Below are 21,346 nucleotides of genomic sequence, written 5' to 3' on the forward strand. Positions count from 1 at the left end.
CCCGGCCGGGCGTGAGCGCCGGCATCGGTGTCTCGTACTGGCGGCTGGCTGGAATCGGAGATCTCCATGAGGTCGGTCTCGCCGCCCTCAGGCCAGTTCTCGGCGTCCGGCCGGAGCAGGAACGTTCTATGGGGCCCCCTCGGAGACGAGGGTGTGGATGTCGCCACGGTAGTGCGTGTAGCTGAGCTCCCACGGCACCCCGTCCGCGTCGCGGGTGAGCATCTCCCTGAGCAGGATCGGGTCGCCCTCGGGCACCCCGAGCAACCTTGCGGTGCGCGGCTCGCACGGAACCGCCTCGACCACGGTCTCGTGCCCGCCGAACGGCACACCGTAGAGGGACTCGAAGACCTTGCCGAGCGGCGGGATCCGCGCCCCCCGATCGATCTCGATCACCCTCGCGGACAGCCGGGGGACGTCGACCGGCAGGTAGCCGACCCGCACGTAGAGCGGCTCGTCCCCGTAGCTCACCAGCTGTTCCAGCATGAACATCTGGCTCTCGACGCGTTCGAGTCGCTCCCGCACGTACGGCGTGGCGTCAACGATCGCGTGCTCGATCTCCCGCACCTCGATCCGCTGGTCGCCGGTGCGGGCGCTGAGCTCCGGCGGGATCAGCTCCCCCAGCGGCACCCGCAGGTCACTGACGCACCGGGGCTCCACGGCCCCTCCTTTCCGACGGAGAGTCGCCGGGCCGGGTGCACTCCCGACCCGGCGACCCCGGGACCGTCAGTCGCTCGCGGGCTTGGACATCACGCTGAAGTCGAGCACGTTGTCCGTGCGGTGCACGAAACCGGTGACGCCGTTGGCGAAGGCCATCAGCGGCTGGGCCTTCGCGATCTGCACCTGCGGGCGTCCCGCCTGCCAGACCTGTTCGGCCTGGTTCCAATAGGCCATGGCTTCCGGGGAGAGCGCATCGCCCGCCGAGACGCCCTTCTTCACCGCCTCGTAGTACGCCGGGTCGCGCCACATCGTGGAGTTCCGGGCGTCGACGGTCTCGTTGTAGGCCAGGAGCAGGCTGTACGGCGGCGACTCGTAGGACACCGACATGTCGCGCATCATCATCATCTGGAACTGCTTGCTGTTCTGCCGCTCCTGGAACACCGCGGGCGGCACCACATCGAGGGTGACGGCGAAGCCGGCATCGGTGGCGAAGGACTGGATCTGGACCGCCGCCTCCTGCAGGTCAGGCACGGCGTTGCTCATCAGGATCGTGATCGGCACCGGGGCGGTGTGCCCGGCCTCGGCGAGCAGCGCCCTGGCGCCCTCCGGGTCGTAGTCCTGGTCGACGAGCCCGGTGGAGACGTAGTTGGGCGCCTGCGGATTGAGCAACCCGACGACGGGATTGGCCCGTCCCTTGTAGACCTGGTCGATGATCTGCTGGTACGGGATCGCCTTGAACATGGCCTGCCGCACCCGGACGTCGTCGAACGGCGCGGTCTGGGTCTGCATGAAGGCCCAGAGGAAGTTGTTGGTGTCGGCCGTGAACGTGGTGACGCCCTGGGTCGTGCTCAGGTCCTGGACGTCCGACGGGCGCAGCTGCACCGCTACGTCGACGTCACCGTTGCGGACCAGCGAGGCCCGGTTGGCAGCGTCCGGCACCACGCGCTGGATGATCCGCTCCGTGGCGGGCCTACCCAGCGGGTAGTTCGGGTTGGCCCGGTAGGTGATCTGCTGTCCGTCCTGGTAGGACTCCATGATGTACGGCCCGAACCCGAAGTTGCCGTTCGTGTTCGACCAGTTCACGGCGTAGGGGTCGTCCGCCGTGGCGTGCTGCTCGAGCAACTCCTTGTCGTAGATCTCGCCGCTGATCTTCGAGATCACCGCGAGTAGCGGGAAGCCGTGCCCGACCTCGGCCACGGTCCACGACACGGTGTAGTCGTCGATCTTCTTGAGCTGGGTGTCCGGGTCCGCGATCGCGGGGAACGAGATCGCCTTCGCGATGCTCGCGGTCTTCCACTTGCGCTGGTAGGAGTAGATGACGTCGTCGGCGTTGAACGGGTTGCCCGCTTGGCTGAGGACGCCCTGGCGCAGGTGGAAGGTGAAGGTCTTCTGGTCGGGGCTCAGCTCGTAGCGCTCGGCCAGCACGCCCTCGAAGGCGTAGAGATCCTGGGTCTTGGCGTTGGGGTCGTCCGACGCCTGGACGTACGGGTTGCGGATCAGGGTCGCGCCGGTGAGCAGGGTGTACTCGAAGGCCTCGTACCCGCCTGGCTTCGCGTCGAACGCGAGGCCGCCGGGCACGGCCGCGACGGCCTCGACGATCGTCGAGCCGTCGCCTCCGCCGGATCCGGAGCTGCCGCCGCAGGCGGTCACCAGGGCGGCGACGGCCGCGACGGCCGCCAGCACGCGCAGTCGGGTGGATGGTCGGGACATGGGTGTCTCCTGGAGGGGGGCAACAGCGGGGACGAGCGCGGGGATACTGCGGGGGCGGGGACTAACGCAGCCGCTTGAGCAGGGCGGCCGTGCCACCGGCGAAGGCGGCGACGGTGCTCGCGAGGGCGAGCGCGGGGAAGGTGGCGGCCCACCACCGGCCGACGACGGCGTCCTGGGCGCCGGCGGACAACATCGACCCCCACTCGGGCGTGGGCGGCGGCAGCCCGACGCCGACGAAACCGAGCGCGGCTGTCACGATGATGCTGACCGCGAAGACCACCGAGGCGTTCTCCCAGGCGGGCCGCACCGAGTTCGGCAGCACGTGCCGCAGGGTCAGCGCCCACTCGGTGGCCCCGCCGATCCGGGCGGCGTCGAGGTAGGCCTCCTTGCGCACCCGCAGCACCTCGGTGCGAACGAGCCGGATCTGGATCGGCGAGAGGATGAAGGCGAGCGCGACGGTCAGCGTCCAAGGTGTGGCCCCGAACAGCGCGATCACCACCAGGCCGAGCAGCACGGCGGGTACCGCCTCGGCGAGGTCGACGACGCGGGCGCCGCCCCGGGCGAGCCAGCCCAGCGGGCCACGACGGGCCTCGTTCATCCCGATGACCAGGCCCACTGCGCTGCCGATCAGGGTGGCGAGCACCGCCACGGCCAGCGCGATGAGCAGGTTGACCCGAGTGGCGACGATCGTGCGGGAGAAGACGTCGAGCCCTGAAGCGTCGGTGCCGAACCAGAATTCGCCGTTCGGCGCGACGGAGCTGTCCCCGACGACGCGCTCCGGGTCGTGGGGCACGAACAGCGGACCGACCAGGCCGATCGCCATGATGAGGAGCATGGGCAGCAGCGGCCACCAGGTGCGCAGCAGGACGGTGGTCTGCGGGGTGGTGGCCGGCTCGGATACAGCGAGGGTCGCCATCTCTAGTTCCCTTCCGCCCCGACGCCGGGCCTGCGCCGCGGATCCACGATCATGTTGAGCAGGTCCACCACCAGGAACACGACGAGCGCGAGCGCGGCGATGACCAGCAGGAAGCCCTGGGTGGCGATCACGTCGCCGGTGTTCATCGCATCCACCGCGTACTGGCCCATACCGGTGAACCCGAAGAGGCTCTCCAGCACGACGGCGCCGCCGAGCATGTAGCCGAACAGCGTCCCCGCCATCGTCACGACCGGCGGGGCTGCCCGGCGGAAGGCACTGGCGACCGCCGCGCGACGCGGAGCGCCGGAGGCGATCCGGAACAGCGTCGGTGGGGCGTCGAGCTGCTCCTCCAGACCATGGACCAGCAGCTTCACCAGGAGCGCGGACTGGGCGAGCACCATCACGCCCACCGGAAGAACCAGGTGCCCCAGGATGGAGGTGAATGCCTCCGGATTGCCGTCGATCAGGGCGTCGACCAGCGGGAAGCCGGTGACCGAGGGTGGGGAGATCACCTCGATCGCCAGCCGCCCCACCGGGGCCGGCGCCCACTGCAGCGTTGCGTAGAACACGAAGATGGCGATGATCGCGAGCACGTACTCGGGGATCGCCCCCGCCGCGCGGGCGTAGCCGCGCAGCACCCGGGACACCGGGTTCGCCGGCTTCATGACCACGAAGTAGGCCGCCGCGATGCTGACCACGATCGCGCAGACCAGCGCGAGGAAGGCCAGCTCCAGGGTGGCGGGGAGCCGGTCTCGGATCTCGGTGAGCACGGGCCTGCCCGTCATCAGCGACTCGCCCAGGTCGAGGCGCACCACGTTCGCGAGGTAGTTCCCGAGCTGAGCGAGCAGCGAGCCGTCCAACCCGAGCTGCGACTGCATCGCGGCGTAGGTCTCCGGGGTGTAGTTCTGCCCCAGCAAGATCAGCACGGGATCGCCGGGCACCGCGCGGACCAGGAAGAACGTCGCGATCACGAACACCAGTAGGTGCAGCGGCAGTGCCGCGACCCGGGCGATCCACCAGCGCTGGTGGCGCAGCCCGTCCAGCACGGCACTCATGACGCTACCCGCAGGGCCGAGCCCACCTCGTGGGCCTCGAGCAGGCTGCGTGTGTAGGGGTGCTGCGCGTGGTCGAGCACCTCGTCGACCGTGCCCTGCTCAACGATCGTGCCGCGGTGCATGACGATGATCCGGTCGGCCACGAACGCCGTCGCCGGCAACCCGTGCGAGACGAAGAACAGCCCCGCCTCCTGCTCGGCGCAGTACCGTTTGAGCAGGTTGAGGATCGCCCCCTGGACCGACACGTCCAGTGCGGACACGACCTCGTCGCAGATCAGGATCTGCGGTCGGACCGCGAGGCAGCGGGCCAGCGCGAACCGTTGTCGCTGACCGCCGGAGACCTGCGCGGGGTACCGGTGGGCCAGCTCCTCGGGGAGACCGAGGGACACGATCGTCTCGAGCACGGCGGTCGTCGCTTCGGCCGGACTCAGCTGGTGCAGGTCTCGCAGGGGGCGGGTGAGCGAGTCCAGCAGCCGGCGTCGGGGATCGAACGAGGACGTCGTGTCCTGTCCCACGAACTGCACGGCCCGGCGGAACGTCGTGCGGCCCGTGCGGCTGCGCAGCATGTGGTGCAGCGGCACGCCGTTGAAGGCCACGGTTCCGGACGAGGGGCGCTCCAGGCCGATGAGCAGCCGGGACAGGGTCGACTTCCCCGAACCGGACTCCCCGACCACGCCGGTGCGGCTCGTGCGGTCCACGACCAGCTCCAGACCGTCGACGGCGGTGTGCCGGTGCCGGGTGGAGCCGTACCACTTGGTGACCCCGGACACCTCCAGGTACGCGTCGTCGTTCATCCCGCGCGCACCTCGGGCAGGGCGGCCCGGGCCATGACCTCGTCGAGGGTGGGAAGGGTGTCCCGGCGCGCGTCGTCGAGGGTGGGGACGCACTGCAGCAGCCCGGTGCTGTACGGGTGGCGGGCGTCCGCGAGGGCGCTCACCGACCGCAGTTGCTCGACGATCTCGCCGTGGTACATCACGAACATCCGGTCCGAGTACGCGGCGCACAGGTGGATGTCGTGGCTGACGATCAGCAGCGAGGTCCCGAGGTCCCGGGACAGCTCCAGCAACAGCTCCATGGTGGCCTTGGCCAACGACGCGTCGAGCGCGCTCGTCGGCTCGTCGGCGATGACGAGCCGGGGCCTGCCACACAGCGCGAGCGCGATCATCACCCGCTGCCGCATGCCGCCGGAGAGCTCATAGGGCCGCGCCCGCATGACGCGCCGGGTGTCGGTGAGCCCGACCCGGTGCAGCCACTCCTCGGCCTGCGCGACGGCGGCCCGTCGCGGCAGTCGCTCGACGGCGCCGAGCACCGTCCGCAGTTGGCTGCCGATCGTGGCCACCGGGTCCAACGAGGTCATCGCGTCCTGGAAGACCATCGAGATCCCGGCGGTGCGGACCGGGATCCGGGAGCCCGCGGGCCGGACGACGGGATCGCCCTCGAACGCGATCCGCTCCGCGCAGACCTCCGCACCCGGCGCGGTCAGGAAGCCCGCAACCGCCATGCCCAGGGTGCTCTTGCCGGACCCGGACTCCCCCACCAGCGCGACGCGCTCGCCGCGGCCGATCGTGAAGCTCGCCGACCGGACGGCCGGGGCCGCGGCGCCGCCGTAGCGGACGGTGAGCTCTGTGACCTCGAGCAGTGCGGAGGATCTCGGGTCCTCCGTTCCGGCCACCTCCGCCACGCCCGCTCGGGACCCGGCCGGTAGAGTGGACGTGATCATCGCATCCGCCTCTCGTGTGAACCCCGGAGTGCGCCGGGGAGGTGACGAGGGAGGCTGCCGTAGGCGCCCTCAGTGGGTGTCGTCCGCGTGCCGAAATCCTCCGAGCGCGATGTTGCCCGTGATCGGAGCGCCAGGTAACCGGTCCATTGCGCCACCGGAAGGTCCGGATCGTCACTGGTCAGTGACGCGCCGTGGTCGAGAGCGCGGCCCGGTCGCCGCGCAGGTGCGTGTAGCTGAACTCCCGCACGGCGCCGAGGTCGTCGTACATCACGAGCTCGCGCAGCAGCACCGGGCGGCCCGCCGCCAACTCGAGGAGACCGGCGAGCCGAGTGACCGCCGGTATCGCCTCGACCGCACACTCCCAGCGTCCGGGTGGTCGGCCGAACAGATACCGGAAGCTGTCCGTGAACGACCGCAGGTCCGCGTGCAGCTCGGCCATCCTGGCGAGGATGACCTCGGCGTCCTCACGCAGCGGCAAGTACCCGGTGCGGACGTAGAGGGGCTCGCCCTGCCACACCGCGAGCTGCTCGACCTCCAGGACCGGCTGGTCCGGGATCCCGAGCCGGACCCGGACCGTCTCCGGCGGCCGCACCACGGCGTGCCCCAGCTCCTGCACGGTGATCGCCGGGTACTCGCCCGCGTCCCGTGGCAGCACCTCGCCGACGGGGATCTCGACGATGCGTTGGGAGAGCCGGGTCCCGGTCTTCGTCCGACGCTCGACCAGGCCCTCCACCGCGAGCATCTGGAGGGCGGCCCGGATCGAGTTGCGGCTCACCCCCAGCTGCTCCCCGAGCAGCGTCTCCGCGAGCTGCTCGTCCGGTCTCACGCTGCCCACGCGGATGCTCGACCGGAGCTGTTCGTAGGCGCGGCGGGGTGCGACCCGCCGGTGGGGCCTGCGGCGGCGCCAGTGCCGCGCGTGTTCGATCCGACCCTGCTCGATCGCGTCCGCGCTCGCGCTGGTCATCGTGCTCCCTTCGGCGCCCTGTGCCCGCCTAGAACTCGAGGAGGTTCTCCCGGAAGGTGGCGTGCGGGTAGTCACTCCGAATGAGACCGCGCTTCCGCAGCGCCGGGGCCAGACCGTCAGCGATCTCACTCACGTTCTTGCGCGTGACGGGGCTCGCGATCAGGAAGCCGTCCCCGCCGGCGTGGTCCATGACCTCCTTCATCTGAACGGCCACGGAGTCCGGTGTGCCGACCAGCTCGACGGACTCGATCGTCCGGTGGTTCTCCGCGATCTCACGCAACGTCCGGCCCGATCTGGCCATGTCGGCCATCGTGCTCTGGTGGCCGTTGTTCTTCGACAGGTCCGGCATGGGGGCGTCGAGGTCGAACCTCGAGAAGTCCATGCTCGTGAAGTAGGACATCCCGGCGAGCGCAGCCCGGACGTTCGCCTTCTGGGCGGCCCGCATCGCGGCCTTCTTCTCCTGGGCCTCCTCCTCGGTCTCCCCGAGGATGGGCGAGACCAGGAACATGACCTTGACGTCCTGCGGCTTGCGGTCGTGCTCGATCATGCGCCGCGAGATGTCGTCGCGATACTCCTTCATCGCGTCCGCCCCGACCACCGCGGAGACGATGGTGTCGGCGTGCGCTGCCCCGAGGTCGCGGCCCGCACCGGACCCGCCCGCCTGGCACACCACCGGACGGCGCTGCGGGCCGGGCGGGAGATTCAGCGGCCCGCGGGTCGAGTAGAACTCGCCCACGAAGTCCGCGGTGTGGACCTTCTCGTGGTCGGCGAAGACGCCGGAGCGCTCGTCGAGCCGCAGGGCGTCGGGCTCCCAGGTGTCCCAGAGCGCGGTGACCGCGCGCATCCACTCGTCCGCCATCTCGTAGCGCTTGTCGTGCTCGACGTGCTTGTCGAGCCCGTAGTTCTGCGCCGCGGCGTGCGGGCTCGCGGTGACCAGATTGACCCCGATCCTCCCCTTCGTCAGGTGATCCAGCGTCTGGTAGAGCCGCGCCGCGAGGAACGGCGGGTAGAAGGTCGTCGCGGCCGTGGCGATGAGCCCGATGTGTGTCGTGGCCTGCGCGACGAGCGGCATCAGCGGCATCGGGTCGAAGCGGATCGTCTGGCCACGGCCGACGGAGCTCTCGAACGACCCCTCGAAGATGTTCGGGAGGACCGAGGAGTCCTCGAACATCATGTAGTCGAACCCGGCTCGCTCCAGCGAGGTCGCCGCGTCGATGAACAGGTCCGGCCGACCGACGTCGTCGCGCACGTTGCCCGACCACGGCGTGTCCCAGCCGTAGACACCGAACCCGGTGGTCAGGAACCATCCCATGTGGAACATCAGGTGAGGCCTCTCTCAGTAGGCGAGCAGGTTCTCGCGGAAGGAGTCGTGGGGGTAGCCGTCGCGGATCAGACCGCGGCGACGCAGGACGGGCGCGAGCCCGTCGGCGATCTCGGCGATGGTCCGTCGCGTGGGCGCAGAGCCGATCAGGAAGCCGTCCCCGCCCGCGTACTCCATGGCTTCCTGCATCTGCGCGGCCACGGTCTCGGCCGAGCCGACCAGCTCGATGGACTCGACGACACGGCGGGTGGCGGCGACCTCGCGCAGGGTGCGCCCGCCGCCGCCTGCCTTCGCGTAGTCCGCCACGGTGCTCTGGTGACCGTTGCTGCCGGACATGTCCGGCAGCGGGGCATCGGGGTCGAACTTCGAGAAGTCCATGCCGCTCACGTAGGACATCCCGGCGAGCGCACCCTCGAGGTTCGCGGCGTGGGCCTCTTCGCGGCGCTGCTTGCGCTCCCGGGCCGCGCGGTCGGTGTCCCCGAGCACCGGGTCGACCAGGAAGAGGATCTTGATGTCCTCCGGCCCGCGGCCGTGCGCGATCGCTCTGCGCGACATGTCCTCGCGGTACTCCTTCATCGCCTCCACCCCGACGACCGCCGACACCACCGTGTCCGCGTGCGCGGCAGCGAGCTCGCGGCCCGCGGGGGACCCGCCCGCCTGGCAGACGACCGGACGCCGCTGCGGACCCGGCAGCGTGTTGAGCGGCCCGCGAGACCTGTGGAACCGGCCCTCGAAGTGGACCGGATGAACCTTCTCGTGGTCGACGAAGACGCCGGCGGCCTCGTCCATCCGCAGCGCGCCGTCCTCCCAGGAGTCCCACAGCTCGCCGACGAGCTGCATCCACTCCGCTGCCATCGTGTAGCGGAGGTCGTGCTCGACGTGCTTGTCGAGCCCGTAGTTCTGCGCCGCGGCGTGCGGGCTCGCGGTGACCAGGTTGATGCCGACCCGACCCTTCGTGACGTGGTCGAGCGTGCTGAAGAGCCGGGCCGCGAGGAAGGGCGGGTAGAAGGTCGTCGCAACGGTGGCGATGATCCCGATCCTCGACGTCCGGGACGCCAGCAGCGGAACCAGGGGCACCGGGTCGAAGCGGACGATCCCGGTGCGCAGCGAGTGCTCCATCGAGCCGCCGTAGACGTCCGGCACGACCGAGGAGTCCTCGAGCATCATGTAGTCGAACCCGGCTCGCTCGAGCGAGGCCGCCATGTCCGCGAACAGACCGGGCCTGCCGACGTCGGCCGGCACGTTGCCCGACCAGGTCTGGTTCCAGCCGTAGACCCCGAAGCCGAGGCCGAGGAACCACCCCATGTGAAACACGTCAGATCCCCTCCGTCCGGTACGTCACCGATTCCAGTCGCTGTCGGTTACCGGTGACGCCGTTCGTGGTTCCAACCCCATTGCGCCACTCCGACACGAACGCGTTCTTCCAGGTCGAGGGACTCATCAGAAGGCCAGGAGGTTCTCGCGGAGGGTGGGGTGGGCATAGCCGTCCCGGATCAGGCCACGCCTGCGCAGGGCAGGCCCCAGGCCATCGGCGATCTCCGCCACGATCCGCCGGGTGATCGGGGCCTGCACCAGGAAGCCGTCCCCGCCCGCCTCGGCCATGGCCTCGCCCATCTGCGCGGCGACGCCGTCCGGGGTGCCGGTGAACTCCACTGCTCCGGTCATCCGGCGGGACGCGATCTCGCGCAGCGTCATGCCGTCGGTACCGCGCAGGTGCAGCGCAGTGACGCTCTGCGCGGCGTCGGTGTGGATCTGCGGCAGGGGCTCATCGAGCGGGAATGCCCCGAAGTCGATGCCGCTGGCGAAGGACAGCGAAGCGAGCTTGGGCTCGATCGACGCAGCGGCGACCGCCTCCTTCGCCCGCCGCTTCTCCTCCGCCCGCCCGGCGGTGTCCCCGAAGGTGAAGGTGGCGAGGAAGAGGACCTTGATCTCCCTGGGGTCGCGGCCGGCGGCCCTGGCGCGGGCGTCGATGTCCGCGCGGTAGGCCTTCATGTCCTCGACCGAGTAGGCCTGGGCGATGATCGTGTCCGCGTGCCGGGCGCCGAAGTCCCGGCCCGCCGGCGAGCCGCCCGCCTGGCAGACGACGGGGCGGCGCTGCGGTCCGGGCGGGACGTTGAGCGGGCCGCGGGTGCGGTAGTGCTCGCCCGCGAAGTCCGCGCGCCGGACCTTTGTGTGGTCGGCGAACACCCCGGTCTCGGAGTCCATGACCAAGGCGTCGTCGTCCCAGCAGTCCCAGAGCGCGGACACGGCGTCCATCCACTCGCTCGCCATGGCGTAACGCTGGTCGTGCTCGATCTGCTCGACGAGCCCGTGGTTCTGGGCGGTCCGCACGTTGTGCGAGGTCACCAGGTTCAGACCGACGCGACCGTCGGTGATGTGGTCCAGCGTGGTGAGCAGGCGGGCGGCGAGGAACGGCGGGTAGAACGTGGTCGTGATCGTGGCGATCACGCCGATGCGGCTCGTCGCCGCGCCGACGGTGGCGACCAGCGCGAGCGGATCGTGCTTCGGCGCGGTCATCGCGTTGGCCAGAGACCACTTCGCGGAGCCGCCGAAGGCGTCGGGGATGAACGAGCCGTCCTCGAACATCAGGTAGTCGAAGCCGGCGCGCTCCAGCGACCGCGCGGTGTCGACGTAGAGCCCAGGGTCCATCCAGTCCGTCTCGGCCCGCCCGGAGAACGGGGCCCGCCAGGCCTGCACGGCGTAGCTGAGGAACCAACCCATGTGGAACATGAGGATCAGTGCACCGTCGGCCCGTGACCCGGGAGGATCGGTACGGCAACGCGTCCATTGCGCCGGCCGCGCGCACCCGGCAGCCGGACGGCCGCCAGACAGGCCGCGGCGCAGAGCGCGACCATGCCGCCGGTCATGGCCACGCCGATGTCGATCCCCAGCGTCGCGATCAGCGGCGCAGCGATCCCACCCAACACGAACTGAGCGATCCCGAGCAGGGCGGAGGCGCTCCCGGCCCGGTCGGGCTCGGACTGCATCCCCAGCGTGAGCAGGTTCGGCTGGACGAGGCCGTGGGCCAGGACCATCGCCGCGAGTGCCCCGAGCACGAACCCGACGGGCACGTGGGCGAGCACGAGGACCGGCGACAGCACCGTCGCGGGCAGCTGCAGGGCGAGCCCTGCGCGGGCCACCGCCCGCGGGCCGACCCGGCCGGACAGGCGCGAGCTGATCGTCGCGGCCACCACCAGGGTGAGCGCGTTGCCCACGAAGACCAGGCCGAACTGGCTCGGGGTCAGGCCGAACCCCTCCTGCAGCAGGAACGGCGCCCCGGCCACGTAGGTGAGCCCGACCGCGCTGGACAGGCCGAGGGTCAGCGCCGTCCGTCGGAACCCCGCGCTGCGCAGCAATCCGCCGAACGCGGCCAGGGACTCACGCAGCTGGGCTCCCGCCCGGACCCGCTCACGCGGAGGCGCGGTCTCGGGCAGCAGGAGCGCCGAGAGCACCAGCGCCCCGACTGCCATCCCGGTCACCGCCACGAAGATCCACCGCCAGGATCCCGCGAGCAGCAGCTGGGACCCGACGAGCGGGCCGACGGCGGGCGCGATCGCGGTCACCGCGGAGATGGCGGAGTAGCAGCGGGCAAGGGTGCGGCCCTCGAAGAGGTCCCGCGCCGCCGCGCGTCCGACCACCATCGCCATCGCGACCGTGGCGCCCTGCGCGAACCGGGCCGCGGTCAAGGTCCAGACGTCCGGGGCGATCGCGCACCCGGCCGTCGCGAGTGCGTAGGCGACCAGGCTCCACAGCAGCGGACGGCGGCGGCCGTAGGCGTCGGTCAGCGCACCGCACACCAGCTGCCCAACCGCGAGGCCCACGACCAGCGCGGTCAGCGTCAATTGGACGGCCGCGGCGTCGGTCCGGTAGTCGTCGGCGATGGCGGGGAAGGCGGGAGTGTAGGCGTCGAGGGAGAAGGGGCCGAGCCAGCTGAGGACGCCCAGCACCAGCACTGCGCGGCGGAAGCCGATCCGGCCTTCCGGGACGTCGCCGGTTCCTCCGGCCTGGCGTGTCGCGCTCGCATCGACCACTGTCCCTCGTTCCCGCCGGGGCGCCCGCACGCCGCGGGAGCCTCAGGGGTGACCGTGGTCCGTCGTCGTTGCGCCTCGTCGCGCATCCGGTGACCCGGCCATTGCGCCGGGTCAGATCATCGTCAGCAGCATGACGGCCATCGCGCTCACCATGACGAGGTCGGCGACGGCGCCGGTGTGGGGTGCGGACGGCGCCGAGGCGGGTGCCCTCGAGGGCCGGGGCGCAGACGGAGCCCGCGTTCGCAGGGGCGCCGACCGTCGCAGGCTCGACGGGCGCCACCACCGGCCGCGGGTTCGAGCGCCGTTCACGCGCGACAGCCGGGCCGGGACACCGAGGGCACCCACGACGTCCTGCGGTGCTGGGTGGACGGCCGTGGCCTCCCTACCGTCCAGGGCCGAGGCACCTGCGAGTTCACGCGCTCGGCCTGCGCACCGGGACCGGGCGAGGGCGGCTCCGTCAGGCCGACGACCCGCGCACCGCGTCCGCGGCGACGGTGGCGAGCGCGGCGCGCATGATGTGGCCGACGAAGGGACGCACGAGGGTCCAGTACCGGGTGAACCGGCGGGCGGCGTCCGGCTCGGGGACCAGGGTGCGGGCCTCGTACGAGATCAGCGTGCGCGACGTGCCGTAGGGGCGGAGCGAGAAGTTCGCGGCGATCCTGCCCCAGTCCGGGTCCGCGAAGGCCCCGAACTCCTCCGGTGTCATCGCCGAGACGTCGTACCACTCGATCACGGGCCGCCAGAACCGGCCGATCGCACCCAGCGCGATCTCGTGCCCGGCGACCTCGCCGAGGGACAGCCACCCCGGCAGCGGGGGTCCGCCGCGCAGGGGGAGCCGGACCGGCGGCGGGGCGGCGGCCGGGCGGCCGCGGACGCGGGCGAGCCGGTCGGGCAGGCCCCGGGCGGACATCGCCGCGTCCGTCACGGGCGAGTGCACCCGCCCGAGGTCGAGCGCGCACAGCGCCTGCCAGGTCGCGGCGACGTCCGCCTCGGCCACGGTGTGTTCGACGATCGTCCTGTCGAACCGGGGCAGGTAGCGGTCGATGAGCATCTCGGTCGCCGCGACGGGCGCGGTCGCGGGCGTGGATTGCGTCGTCACGGTCCACGACGGTCCTCCCGCGGCGCGCGGTGGCACAGAGCCCTTGGTCTCCTCCCGATGAGGGCTCGTGGGGTGGAATCTCCGGGCCGTCGGGCGAGCAGCGCCCGGGCGGTGTCCCACATGTCCTGCCACCTCGTGCCCGGCCTCCCGCGCCGTGACCGCGAAGGGCGACAGCGGGTAGGTGTGGCGTGGGCGGCGATGCCCGACATCAGGACGCCGTGGGCCGAGTCCGAGCGGCTCACCGGCGTCGCGCTGCCCGTCCCCGCCCGAGCTCACCCCCCGTGCGTGGCGGCGCTCTGGTAGTCCGTGTAGGTGTACGGGTTGTCGAGGATCTTCGTCTCGGGGACGTCGGGGTTCATGCCCTGCGTCCAGGCCTCGTCGCCGAGGGTGGACCGGAGGTGCTCGACGGTCCGCTCGACCATCGCCCGGGCCGCCGCCAGGTCGACGTCGACCAGCCGGCCGGCCCGCTTCACGATCCGCCCGCCCACGAGGACCGTGTCGACGTCGCCCCGCTGGGCCTGGAAGGCCACGTGCCCGTAGGGGTGGAGCAGCGGGAACATCACCGGCGAGTGCTCGTTGCGGATCAGCACCACGTCGGCGGACTTGCCCACCTCGAGGCTGCCCAGCTCGGCCTCGCGGCCCAGGGCGCGGGCCCCGCCGCGCGTCGCCCACTCCACGACCTGCTCGGCGCGCAGCGCGGCGTGGGTGACGGTGTCGCCCTTGGCGTGCGCCTCCAGGTGCTCGCGCGAGCGGTCCGCGCCGAGGGTGGAGCGCATCGCGGAGAACAGGTCGCCGCTCCACCACACCGAGGTGTCCATGGAGAGCGACACCGGGATGCCGTGCAGCCGCAGCGCCCAGGTGGGCGGGTAGCCCTGGCCGGCGCTCTGCTCGCTCTCGGTGGACACCGACACGGATCCGCCGGTGGCCGCGATCCGGTGGTACGAGTCCGCGGACAGGGTCGCGGCGTGGACGTACACCGTCTCCGGGGTCATGAACCCGTGCTCGTGCATGAGCTTGATGCCGTCGTCGTTGGTCGCCCCCCAGACCCCCGCATGGGTGGTGACCGGCGCGCCCAGCTCGCGGGCCACCTCGAAGGCAGGCTTCTCCGGGAAGGCCGGGTCGCCGGTCACGTCGAAGGCCATCTGGAAGCCGAACAGGTCGTCGCGCCGGCGGGTGACGAAGTCGCGGAACTCCGGCGCCGCGGTCCACTCGGCCGGGGCCTGCTGGATGTTCCCGTAGGCCAGCACGAACCGGCCGGGGACGGACCGCAGCGCGTCGACCGCGGCGTCGGCATGGTCGACCGTCTGCAGGCCGTGCGACCAGTCGACCGTGGTGGTGACGCCGGCGTCGAGCGCCTCGAGCGCGGAGAGCAGGTTGCCCGCGTGCACGTCCTCGGGCCGGAAGGCCTTGCCCCACTCCAGGTAGTACCAGACGAAGTACTGGGTCAGGGTCCAGTCGGCGCCGTAGCCGCGCATGGCCGTCTGCCACATGTGCCGGTGGGTGTCGATCATCCCCGGCATGACGATGCCGCCGCGCGCGTCGATCTCGACGGTGCCCTCGGGCACCTCCAGGTCCGCGCCGAGGGCGGCGATGCGGTCGCCGGTCACGAGCACGTCGTGGCCCGCGAGGACGCGCCTGCCCGGGTCCATGGTCAGCACGGTCCCGCCGCGGAGGACGATCGGGCGCCCCTCGGTCGACTCGCTCATCGGCTCGCTCCCTCGCGATCTTCGGACCAACGTCCGCCTGTCGGTCAGCACCGTGTGCGGCTACTGTGGTCGAGCCCGTCGGCGGTGTCAATCACTCCGGGTCCGAGGCGCGGGCCCGGCGCGGTACCGCCTGTCCGGCCCGCGGACGCGGCCGGGCTACGGTGGGCGCCGCACGCGGCGGGACGGGGGTAGGCCATGCCACGCGAGGGAACGGGCCCGGACTTCATCGAGGCCCTCGCCCGGGGGCTGGACGTCATCACGGCGTTCCGGCCGGGCCGCCCGGTGATGTCGCTGGCCGAGGTGGCCGCCGCCGCGGACCTGGCCCGCCCGACGGCCCGGCGGATCCTGCTCACCCTGGCCGAGCTCGGCTACGTCCGGGCCGAGGAGCGCGGCTTCGCACTGACCCCGCGGGTACTGGACCTGGGCGTGGCCTACGTGCGGTCGACCGGGCTGTGGGAGATCGCCCGCCCGCACCTCGAGCGGCTGGTCGAGCGGACGAACGAGTCCTGCTCGGTCGCCCGGCTCGACGGCTCGGACATCGTCTACGTCGCCCGGGTGTCCGTACCGAAGATCGTCTCGCTCGCGGTGCAGATCGGCACCCGGTTCCCGGCGCTGCAGACCTCACTGGGCAAGGTCCAGCTCGCGGCCCTGCCGCCGGACGAGCTGGAGCGCGTGCTCGCCGAGCCCACCCGCTCCGGCCTGGTCCCGCGCTGGCAGCCGGACCGCGCGGAGCGGGACGCGGTGCTGCGCGAGGTGCGCGCCCGCGGCTGGGCGCTCACCGACGAGCAGCTGGCGCCCGGCATCCGCTCGGTGGCCGCGCCGCTGCGCGACGGGTCGGGCCGGGTGATCGCCGGGGTCAACGTGAACTGCCACGCCGCCGAGACCTCGGTGGACCACCTGCTCGAGCACCACCTGCCGCTGCTGCTGCACACGGCCGGCGAGATCAGCGCGGACTTCGCCCGCCTGGAGACCGTCCCGCACGTGACGGTCCCGGGCTCGTCGCGCCCGGCTTGACGGCACCCGTCACGCGACGAACAATCCCGCATGCGGACGGTTGTCCGTCCTGCGGACAGGAGGGCATCGGATGAGCACGCCCGACCCGACGACCGGGGGCCCCCTGGCCGGGCTGCTGGTCGCGGACTTCTCCCGGATCCTCGCCGGGCCGTACGCCACGATGCTGCTGGCCGACATGGGTGCCGAGGTGGTGAAGGTCGAGGGCCCGGCCGGCGACGACACCCGCACCTGGATGCCACCGGTGCGCGAGGGCGTGTCCACCTACTTCCTGGGCATCAACCGGGGCAAGCGCTCGATCGCGCTCGACCTGCGCGACGAGCCGGACCTGGCCGCCGCCCGCGAACTCGCCCGCCGTGCCGACGTCGTGATCGAGAACCTCAAGCCGGGCGGGATGACCCGGTTCGGCCTGGACTACGACGCCGTCCGGGAGACCAACCCGGCCGTGATCTACGCGTCGATCAGCGGGTTCGGCTCCGGCCCGGGCCGGGACGTGCCCGGCTACGACCTCATGGTGCAGGCCATGTCCGGGCTGATGTCGCTGACGGGCGACCCGGACGGACCGCCCTACCGGGCCGGGATCTCGGTCTTCGACGTCATGGCCGGCAACCACGCCGCGATCGGCATCCTTGCCGCGCTGCGCCATCGCGACCGCACCGGCGAGGGGCAGTACGTCGAGGTCAACCTGCTGTCCTCGGCGCTGACCGGACTGGTCAACCACAGCTCGGCGTGGGTCGCGAGCGGCACGGTGCCCTACCGGATGGGCAACGCACACCCCAGCGTGTTCCCCTACGAGCCGCTCCCCACCGCCGACGACGACCTGATCGTCGCCGCGGCCAACGACCCGCAGTTCCGCAAGCTCTGCGGCGTGCTCGGGATCCCCCGGGTCGCCGACGACCCGCGCTTCGCCCGCAACGCCGACCGCACCGCGAACCGCGAGGAGCTGCGGCCGCTGCTGGTGGAGCGGCTGCGGGAGAAGACCGCCGTGGAGTGGTTCGAGCTGCTCACCGCGGCCGGGGTGCCGTCCGGCCCGATCCAGACCATCGACGGCGGGTTCGCCATGGCCGAGCGGTTCGGCCTCGATCCCGTCGTCCCCGTCGGGGAGGGTGGGCGTGCGGTGCCGACCACCCGGCACCCGATCCGGTTCTCCGCCACGCCCGCGGTCTACCGGCTCCCCCCGCCGGAGCTCGACGAGCACGGCGCCGAACTGAGGAAGTGGCTGAGCGAGGATGCCTGACCAGCAGGAACCGGTCCGGGAGCATGCCGCCGCGCGGTATCCGACGGCATTGGGCGCAGCGTCACGGGAGACGATCACCCTGCTCGGCCAGGACCTGGCCGACGACGTCATGGGCCAGGTCGGGTTCGGCGAGCTCGCCTTCTGGCTGGCCACCCAGCGCCGCCCGAGCAAGGGCGAGACCCGGGTGTTCGAGGCCGTGCTGGCCGCGCTGGCCGACCACGGTTTCACCCCGACCGCGATCGTCACCCGACTGACCTATCTGTCCGCGCCGGACTCGGTCCAGGGCGCGCTCGCCGCGGGCCTGCTCGGCGGCGGGTCGCGGTTCCTCGGGGTGACCGAGGACTGCGGGCGGTTCCTGCACGAGCGGCTGCCGGACCAGCTCCCGACGGACGACGCCGGCTGGGACGAGATCGCCCTGCGGACCGTGCGGGAGCAGCGCGCGGCGAAGAGGTTCGTGCCGGGGCTCGGCCACCACGTGCACAAGGACGGGGACCCGCGCACCCGCCGGCTCTACGCGATCGCCCGCGAGGAGGACCTGGTCGGGCCGCACCTGGAGCTGTTCGCCGCGATCGGCCGCGTCCACCCCCAGGTGCTCGGGCGGACCCTGCCGCTCAACGGCGCCGGGGTCTGCGGCGCCGCGCTGGCCGACCTCGGGCTCCCCCTCGAGCTGTTGCGCGGGTTCGCGCTGCTCGCCCGCACGGCAGGGCTCATCGGCCAGCTCGCCGAGGAGCTCCGCCACCCCGTCGGAAACGACATCTTCCTGTCCGTCGACCTGAACAACAGGCCGGTCGACCCGGACCCGTACCGGCCCTGACGGTCCGCACCACCACCGCCCGGGCGACCACTGTGCGGCACGACCGTCCGGCACAGCCAGGAGGCAGCGATGAAGCTGGTCACCGAGGAGAACATCACCGACCTCGCGGTGGAGCGCTGGGCCACGGCGCACGACCCCCGCACCCGGGAGGTGCTGACCGCGCTGGTCCGCCACCTGCACGACTTCGCCCGCGAGGTCCGGCTGACCGAGGCCGAGTGGATGGCCGCGATGCAGTGGCTGACGGCGACCGGGCAGATCAGCGACGAGAAGCGCGAGGAGTTCATCCTCGCCTCGGACGTGCTGGGCCTGTCCATGCTCGTGGTGCAGATGAACAACCGGCTCGACCCGGCCGCGACCCCGGCGACCGTGCTCGGCCCGTTCCACATCGACGGCTCACCGGAGCTCGACTTCGGCGGGGACATGTCCGACGGCCTGCCCGGCACACCGCTCTACATCAGCGGGAGCGTCACGGCGATCGACGGGATCCCGGTCGGCGGCGCGGTGCTCGACGTCTGGCAGTCCGACGCCGACGGCGTGTACGAGGCCCAGCTACCGGACATCGACGAGGCGCGGCTGCGCGCCAGGTACACGACCCGCGCCGACGGCTCGTACTGCCTGCGCACCATCGCGCCGAAGGGCTATTCGATCCCGATGGACGGGCCGGTCGGCGATCTCGTCGGACGGACGGGAATCAGTCACTTCCGACCCGCCCACGTGCACTTCCTGCTCGCCGTGGACGGGTACGCCCCGCTGATCACGCACCTGTTCCAGGAGGGCGCGGAGTTCCTGGACAGCGACGTCGTGTTCGGCACGAAACAGGAGCTGGTGGTGGAGTTCGCCGAGCGCGAGCCCGGACCGACGCCGGACGGCGGCAAGTGCGACGTGCCCTGGCTCGAGGCCCGCTACGACTTCCGCCTCCAGCCCGCATGAGCGCAGCTTGCGGAGCGAACATGGGCACCGACCCGTGCGCGCCGCGCTGATCCCCGGGCCCGGCCGGCCGCCCGCGGTCGCGGACCGGGAGCCGCCGGAGCCCGGGCCGGGCGAGGTCCTCGTCGAGGTCCGGGCCGCGCCGATCACCCCGCTCGACCTGCTCTGCGCCTCCGGGACCTCGTACTTCGGCGTGCCCCGCACCCCGTACGTGCCCGGGGTGCAGGGCGTCGGGACGGTCGACGGCCGGGCGGTGTGGTTCCCGACCTCGGCCGGGATGGCACCGGGCGACGGCAGCATGGCCGCGCTCGCGTGCGTGCCCGAGGCCGATCTGGTGCCCCTGCCCCCGGACGTCGACCCTGTCCGGCTGGCCGCGCTCGGCCTGTCCGCCGTCGCCGCGCACCGCGCCCTGACGAGCACGGGCGGGCTGACGACCGGTGAGACCGTGATCGTGCTGGGCGCCGGCGGGGTGGTCGGCCAGGTCGCCGTGCAGCTCGCCCGCCTCGCCGGGGCCGCCCGGGTCGTGGCCGGGGCCCGGTCGGCGGCGGCGCGGGAGCGGGCACGCTCGGCCGGGGCCGACACCGTCGTCGCCCTGGACACGGACGACGTCGCGGAGCTGGGCGCCCGGTTCGCCGAGGCCGCGGGAGGCGCCGCCGACCTGGTGCTCGATCCGCTCTTCGGCGTGCCGGCCGCCGCGGCGGCCCGCGCGCTGGGACCCGGTGGGCGGCTGGTCAACCTCGGCAGCTCGGCCGGCGAGACCAGCCCGCTCGACTCGTCGACGCTGCGCAGCCGCTCACTGCGGGTGCTCGGCTACACCAACAACGCCCTGACCAGGGAGGAGCGCGCCGAGTCGGTGACCTACCTCGCCGGGCAGGAGCTGACCGTCGCCCACGAGGCCGTTCCGCTCGCACACGCCGCAGCGGCCTGGGAGCGCCAGGCCGCCGGCGCCGCCGAGGGCCGGATCGTCCTCGTCGTCTGAAACCGCCCGGCGGCCGCCCGATCCACACATCCGAGCCGTTCGATCCACAGCCGTTCGATCCACAGCCGTTCGATCCACAGCCGTTCGATCCACACCCGGAGGAGCACGTGCCGACGACACTGCCGCTGCTGCCCACGTCCCTGGTCGGCAGCTACGCCCAGCCCGAGTGGCTGATCGACCGCGCGAAGCTCGCCGGCCGCTTCCCACCCCGGGTCCGCGCCCGCGAGCTGTGGCGGATCCCGCCGGAGCACCTCGCCGAGGCCCAGGACGACGCGACCCGGGTCGCGATCCGGGAACAGGAGGAGGCCGGGCTGGACATCGTCACGGACGGGGAGATCCGGCGGGAGAGCTACTCGAACCACTTCGCGACCGCGCTCGAGGGCGTCGACATCGACAACCCCGGCACGGCGCTGGACCGCAGCGGACACCCCAACCCGGTGCCGCGGATCGTCGGGCCGATCTCCCGGCCGCGGCCCGTCCAGGTCGACGACCTGCGCTTCCTGCGCTCGCACACCGACCGCACGGTGAAGATGACCGTCCCCGGCCCCTTCACCATGTCCCAGCAGGCCCAGAACGACCACTACCCCGACCCGGAGTCCGCCGCCATGGGCTACGCCGCCGCGGTCAACGCCGAGATCAAGGACCTGTTCGCGGCCGGCGCCGACGTCGTCCAGATCGACGAGCCCTACCTGCAGGCCCGCCCCGACGCGGCCCGTGCCTACGGGCTCGCCGCGCTCGACGCGGCACTCGAGGGCGTCACCGGCACCACCGCCGTGCACCTCTGCTTCGGCTACGCCGCGATCATCCACGAGCGGCCCGAGGGGTACTCGTTCCTGCCCGAGCTGGCCGGCTGCACCGCCGACCAGATCTCCATCGAGACCGCGCAGTCCGGGCTCGACCTCGGCGTGCTGTCGGACCTGAAGGACAAGACGATCCTCCTCGGCGTGATCGACCTGTCCGACCACGCCGTGGAGAGCGTCGAGACCGTCGCGGCCCGGACGCGGCGCGCCTTCGACCGACTCCCGCCCGAGCAGATCGTGATCGTCACGGACTGCGGCATGAAGTACCTACCGCGTGCCTCGGCGGCCGGGAAGATGCGGGCGATGGCGGGCGCCGCGGCCGTGCTCCGCGACGAACTCCGGTGAGCGCCCGGCCGTCAGCTCGGTCCTCGGCCGGGCGGACCGGCCCGGCGTGATCGG

19 protein-coding genes are annotated in these 21,346 nt (G+C 72.2%); 6 read left to right on the top strand and 13 right to left on the bottom strand.

The genetic code is table 11. The features are described from left to right. Positions 1-126: 126 nt before the first annotated feature. From ACL02T_RS12410 to ACL02T_RS12470, 13 genes are all read right to left on the bottom strand, one after another. The gene (locus ACL02T_RS12410) at positions 127-657 is read right to left on the bottom strand and encodes a UTRA domain-containing protein (RefSeq protein WP_412830824.1); all 531 of its coding nucleotides are present in this window, start codon (positions 655-657) and stop codon (positions 127-129) included. A gap of 66 nt (positions 658-723) precedes the next feature. Continuing rightward, the gene (locus ACL02T_RS12415; protein ID WP_412830825.1) at positions 724-2,367 is read right to left on the bottom strand and encodes an ABC transporter substrate-binding protein; all 1,644 of its coding nucleotides are present in this window, start codon (positions 2,365-2,367) and stop codon (positions 724-726) included. 61 nt (positions 2,368-2,428) lie between these two features. Next, positions 2,429-3,283 (bottom strand): ABC transporter permease, encoded by an 855-nt coding sequence (locus ACL02T_RS12420; protein ID WP_412830826.1) that lies wholly within the window; start codon positions 3,281-3,283, stop codon positions 2,429-2,431. A 2-nt stretch (positions 3,284-3,285) separates the two neighbouring features. Then, the gene (locus tag ACL02T_RS12425; RefSeq protein WP_412830827.1) at positions 3,286-4,338 is read right to left on the bottom strand and encodes an ABC transporter permease; all 1,053 of its coding nucleotides are present in this window, start codon (positions 4,336-4,338) and stop codon (positions 3,286-3,288) included. Then, complete coding sequence (locus ACL02T_RS12430; RefSeq protein WP_412830828.1) at positions 4,335-5,132, bottom strand: ABC transporter ATP-binding protein; 798 nt, start codon at positions 5,130-5,132, stop codon at positions 4,335-4,337. Before ACL02T_RS12430 ends, ACL02T_RS12425 begins: the two co-directional genes overlap by 4 nt. Further along, a complete protein-coding gene (locus tag ACL02T_RS12435; RefSeq protein ID WP_412830829.1) occupies positions 5,129-6,058 on the bottom strand; it encodes an ABC transporter ATP-binding protein in 930 nt (309 codons plus the stop codon). Before ACL02T_RS12435 ends, ACL02T_RS12430 begins: the two co-directional genes overlap by 4 nt. Before the next feature lie 178 nt (positions 6,059-6,236). Next, positions 6,237-7,022, bottom strand: a complete 786-nt coding sequence (locus ACL02T_RS12440; protein ID WP_412830830.1) for a GntR family transcriptional regulator — start codon at positions 7,020-7,022, stop codon at positions 6,237-6,239. A 28-nt stretch (positions 7,023-7,050) separates the two neighbouring features. Continuing rightward, positions 7,051-8,334, bottom strand: coding sequence for an NtaA/DmoA family FMN-dependent monooxygenase (locus ACL02T_RS12445; RefSeq protein ID WP_412830831.1), 1,284 nt, complete (start codon positions 8,332-8,334; stop codon positions 7,051-7,053). Positions 8,335-8,358: 24 nt separating this feature from the next. Further along, positions 8,359-9,648, bottom strand: coding sequence for an NtaA/DmoA family FMN-dependent monooxygenase (locus tag ACL02T_RS12450; protein ID WP_412830832.1), 1,290 nt, complete (start codon positions 9,646-9,648; stop codon positions 8,359-8,361). 135 nt (positions 9,649-9,783) lie between these two features. Continuing rightward, positions 9,784-11,064, bottom strand: a complete 1,281-nt coding sequence (locus ACL02T_RS12455) for an NtaA/DmoA family FMN-dependent monooxygenase (RefSeq protein WP_412830833.1) — start codon at positions 11,062-11,064, stop codon at positions 9,784-9,786. Between the two features lie 14 nt (positions 11,065-11,078). Next, the gene (locus ACL02T_RS12460) at positions 11,079-12,374 is read right to left on the bottom strand and encodes a multidrug effflux MFS transporter (RefSeq protein ID WP_412830834.1); all 1,296 of its coding nucleotides are present in this window, start codon (positions 12,372-12,374) and stop codon (positions 11,079-11,081) included. A 457-nt stretch (positions 12,375-12,831) separates the two neighbouring features. Beyond that, complete coding sequence (locus ACL02T_RS12465; RefSeq protein WP_412830835.1) at positions 12,832-13,473, bottom strand: hypothetical protein; 642 nt, start codon at positions 13,471-13,473, stop codon at positions 12,832-12,834. A gap of 272 nt (positions 13,474-13,745) precedes the next feature. Then, complete coding sequence (locus ACL02T_RS12470; protein WP_412830836.1) at positions 13,746-15,179, bottom strand: amidohydrolase family protein; 1,434 nt, start codon at positions 15,177-15,179, stop codon at positions 13,746-13,748. A gap of 195 nt (positions 15,180-15,374) precedes the next feature. On the opposite strand from ACL02T_RS12470, the gene ACL02T_RS12475 reads away from it, so the two are divergent. The 6 genes from ACL02T_RS12475 to ACL02T_RS12500 all read left to right on the top strand — a co-directional run bounded on the left by ACL02T_RS12475 (position 15,375) and on the right by ACL02T_RS12500 (position 21,292). Then, complete coding sequence (locus tag ACL02T_RS12475) at positions 15,375-16,193, top strand: IclR family transcriptional regulator domain-containing protein (RefSeq protein ID WP_412830837.1); 819 nt, start codon at positions 15,375-15,377, stop codon at positions 16,191-16,193. Positions 16,194-16,263: 70 nt separating this feature from the next. Then, on the top strand, positions 16,264-17,427 hold the full coding sequence (locus ACL02T_RS12480; RefSeq protein ID WP_412830838.1) for a CaiB/BaiF CoA transferase family protein: 1,164 nt from the start codon (positions 16,264-16,266) through the stop codon (positions 17,425-17,427). Beyond that, the gene (locus ACL02T_RS12485) at positions 17,420-18,241 is read left to right on the top strand and encodes a citryl-CoA lyase (protein WP_412830839.1); all 822 of its coding nucleotides are present in this window, start codon (positions 17,420-17,422) and stop codon (positions 18,239-18,241) included. The genes ACL02T_RS12480 and ACL02T_RS12485 overlap by 8 nt, the downstream gene beginning before the upstream one ends. A gap of 69 nt (positions 18,242-18,310) precedes the next feature. Beyond that, on the top strand, positions 18,311-19,171 hold the full coding sequence (locus tag ACL02T_RS12490; RefSeq protein ID WP_412830840.1) for a dioxygenase family protein: 861 nt from the start codon (positions 18,311-18,313) through the stop codon (positions 19,169-19,171). Positions 19,172-19,205: 34 nt separating this feature from the next. After that, positions 19,206-20,147, top strand: coding sequence for a quinone oxidoreductase family protein (locus tag ACL02T_RS12495; protein ID WP_412830841.1), 942 nt, complete (start codon positions 19,206-19,208; stop codon positions 20,145-20,147). A 107-nt stretch (positions 20,148-20,254) separates the two neighbouring features. Further along, entirely contained in the window at positions 20,255-21,292 is a 1,038-nt protein-coding gene (locus tag ACL02T_RS12500) for a 5-methyltetrahydropteroyltriglutamate--homocysteine methyltransferase (RefSeq protein ID WP_412830842.1), read from the top strand. Positions 21,293-21,346: the final 54 nt, after the last annotated feature.

Origin of the sequence: Pseudonocardia oceanicola, from assembly GCF_047200735.1 — a bacterium.
In the GTDB taxonomy this organism is placed as follows: Bacteria; Actinomycetota; Actinomycetes; order Mycobacteriales; family Pseudonocardiaceae; genus Pseudonocardia.